General features: G+C 69.7%; 2 protein-coding genes. Both read right to left on the reverse strand.

Features of this window, described 5'->3' with window-relative positions; all coding sequences use genetic code 11:
• Positions 1-2,007: DEAD/DEAH box helicase (locus FVW20_RS12295; protein ID WP_196609844.1), on the reverse strand; the 2,007-nt coding region annotated here is incomplete at its 3' end.
• A 276-nt stretch (positions 2,008-2,283) separates the two neighbouring features.
• Positions 2,284-2,591, reverse strand: a 308-nt coding sequence (locus FVW20_RS12300; RefSeq protein ID WP_196609845.1) for a precorrin-8X methylmutase, incomplete at its 5' end; no start/stop codon positions are given.

The raw sequence follows: 2,591 nt of genomic DNA on the forward strand, positions 1-2,591 counted from the left end.
TCTTCCGATCTGGCCACGTCGCGACCGGCGGCGCCCTTCGCGGGGGGGCTGGCCGTCTTCACGCTGTTCCGCGTGCTGTTCCGGGCTGTCGGAGCCGGAGGGGGCGACCGTTGCGGCTGCGGCGGGTGCGCGTTCATCGCGCCGTTCATCCCGGCGCTCGTCCTTGCGCTCGTCCCGGCGTTCATCGCGCCGCTCGTCCCTGCGGTCGCGGTCGCGACGGCGTGCTTCGCGCCCGTCGCGTTCATCCCGCCTGTCATCCCGACGCTCATCACGGCGCTCATCGCGACGGTCGTCCCTGCGGTCATCGCGGCGTTCTTCGCGGCGGCGGTCCTGCCGGGGGGCCGGGGCGGTGGCGGGCATGGGCGGGGCCGCATGCAGGCTTTCCTGGTAGTACTGGTCCAGCAGCATGGCCAGCAGCGAAAGCTGCTCGTCGTCTCCGGCCAGGGCGCGGGCCAGCGGGGCGAAGCGCTGCTGCCGTTCGCGTTCCAGCCCGGTGCGGGCGCGCAGGCGCGCTTCCAGCAGGGCGGTCAGCCGGTCACCGGCAATGCGCGCCACCGACTCGTCGTCGGGGGTGGGTCGATGCTGGATGTCGATCTTGTAGTGCTTGGCGATGCGCTGCAGTTCCAGCTTCTGAATGATGTCCACAAGCGAGATGACCGTGCCCGCCGAACCCGCGCGACCGGTGCGTCCGGCGCGGTGGATGTATGATTCGCGGTCTTCCGGCGGCTCGTACAGGATGACGTGCGAAAGGTCGGGAATGTCGATGCCGCGCGCGGCCACGTCGGTGGCCACCAGAAAGCGCACCCCACCCTTGCGCAGGCTGCCCAGCACCTGTTCGCGCTTGGCCTGGGTCAGGTCTGCCGAAAGCTCGTCGGCATTGTAGCCGAAGCCCTGCAGCACCGCCGTCACGTAGTGCACGTTGGCCTTGGTGTTGCAGAAGATGATGGCCGCCGTGGGGTTTTCGGACTCGATGATGCGCACCAGCGCCCGGTCCTTGTCCATGGGCTTGGTTTCGCAATACAGGTGCTGCGTCTGGGCCACGTGCACCTGCTGGTGGCTCAGGCTGAGCATGCGCGGTTCGCTCAGGAATTCGCCAGCCAGGTTCAGCACGTGGGGCGGGTAGGTGGCGGAGAACAGGTACGCGGAAATGCGACGCTTGGGCAGGTAGCGCTGGATTTCCTTCATGTCCGGGTAGAAGCCGATGGACAGCATGCGGTCGGCTTCGTCGAACACCAGCGCCCGGATGCGGTCCAGGTTCATGGTGCGGCGCAGCAGGTGGTCCAGCACGCGGCCGGGGGTGCCCACCACAAGGTGCGCGCCGTCGCGCAGGGCGTCCATCTGCTTGCCGTAGCCCACGCCGCCGTACACGGCGGCCACGTTCAGGCCGGTGCCCTCGAACAGCACGCGGGCCTCGTATTCCACCTGCAAGGCCAGTTCGCGCGTGGGCACCAGGATCAGGGCCTGCACGGCGGCTTCGTCGGGGGACAGGCGTTCGAGCAGCGGCAGCAGGAAGGCCCCGGTCTTGCCGCTGCCCGTGCGCGACTGCACCATCAGGTCGCGCTTGGCGAAGATGTACGGCAGGGCGCGGGTCTGCACCGGCATCAGGTTGGTCCATCCGGCGCGGGCGGCGGCCTCCTGCATCATGGGGGGCAGGTCGGCAAGGGTCACCGGGGGCAGCGCGTCTTCGGGCTCGTCGATGCGGGTGATCTCGGCGGCAAGGCGCAGGGCCGGGTCTTCATCGTCCGCAAGTGCGGCGAGCGCGGCAGGGTCGGCGGAGTCTGCGGGAATTGCGGGCGCGGGATCGGAAATTTCGGTGGGGGTGCCTTCGGCAGGGGCGTCGGAAGCGGTCGGGACGACCGGGGTGACGGGGGATTCGGCGGCGGTGATGCCGGGGGCGTCAGCTACGGCGGGGGCGGGCACATCGGAAGCGTCAGGCGCGGACGAAGGGGTTTCGTCGGTGTCGGCAGCCGAGTGCGCGTCGCCCTCAAGGCGTGGATCGTGGGTCATGCAGGTTCCTTGTTGTACCGGCGAGGCCGGTGCGATGTGGCGTCATTCCGGCGAGGGAACGGAACGCCTGTCGTACAGGATAGCAAAGTGTACGCCTGTTGCGCAAGAACGTGAAAGGAGGTCACCCGGCCCGAATCGGATCGGCATGGTCGGGTGGTCATGGGAGAGCCATGGGGGAACATGGGGGCGGGCCCGGCGGGAACAAGGGCCAGGGCCGGATATGACGGGCGCCGGAAGCGGCGGGCAGGGCGGTGCGAAAGCACCTTCCCGGCGGGATCACCCCCGTTCGCGCAGGGCCATTTCTGCCAGGGCGTTGACGGCGGCGGCGGCCAGGGGCGATCCGCCCTTGCGGCCCCGCAGGGCCAGGCAGGGCAGTCCGTACGGACCGTACTGGTGCAGCGAGGCGGCGCGTTCCAGAAACAGTTCCTTGGATTCCGCAGCGTTGACGAAGCCTACCGGCATGGCCACCACCAGCGCGGGGGGCGGGCCACCCGCCGCCAGATGGTCCAGCAGGGCCAGCAGCGCGGTGGGGGCATTGCCCACGGCCACGATGGCCCCGCCCAGCCGGTCGCCCGCCAGTTCCA

It is taken from the genome of Nitratidesulfovibrio oxamicus (genome assembly GCF_015731765.1).
GTDB lineage: Bacteria > Desulfobacterota > Desulfovibrionia > Desulfovibrionales > Desulfovibrionaceae > Cupidesulfovibrio > Cupidesulfovibrio oxamicus.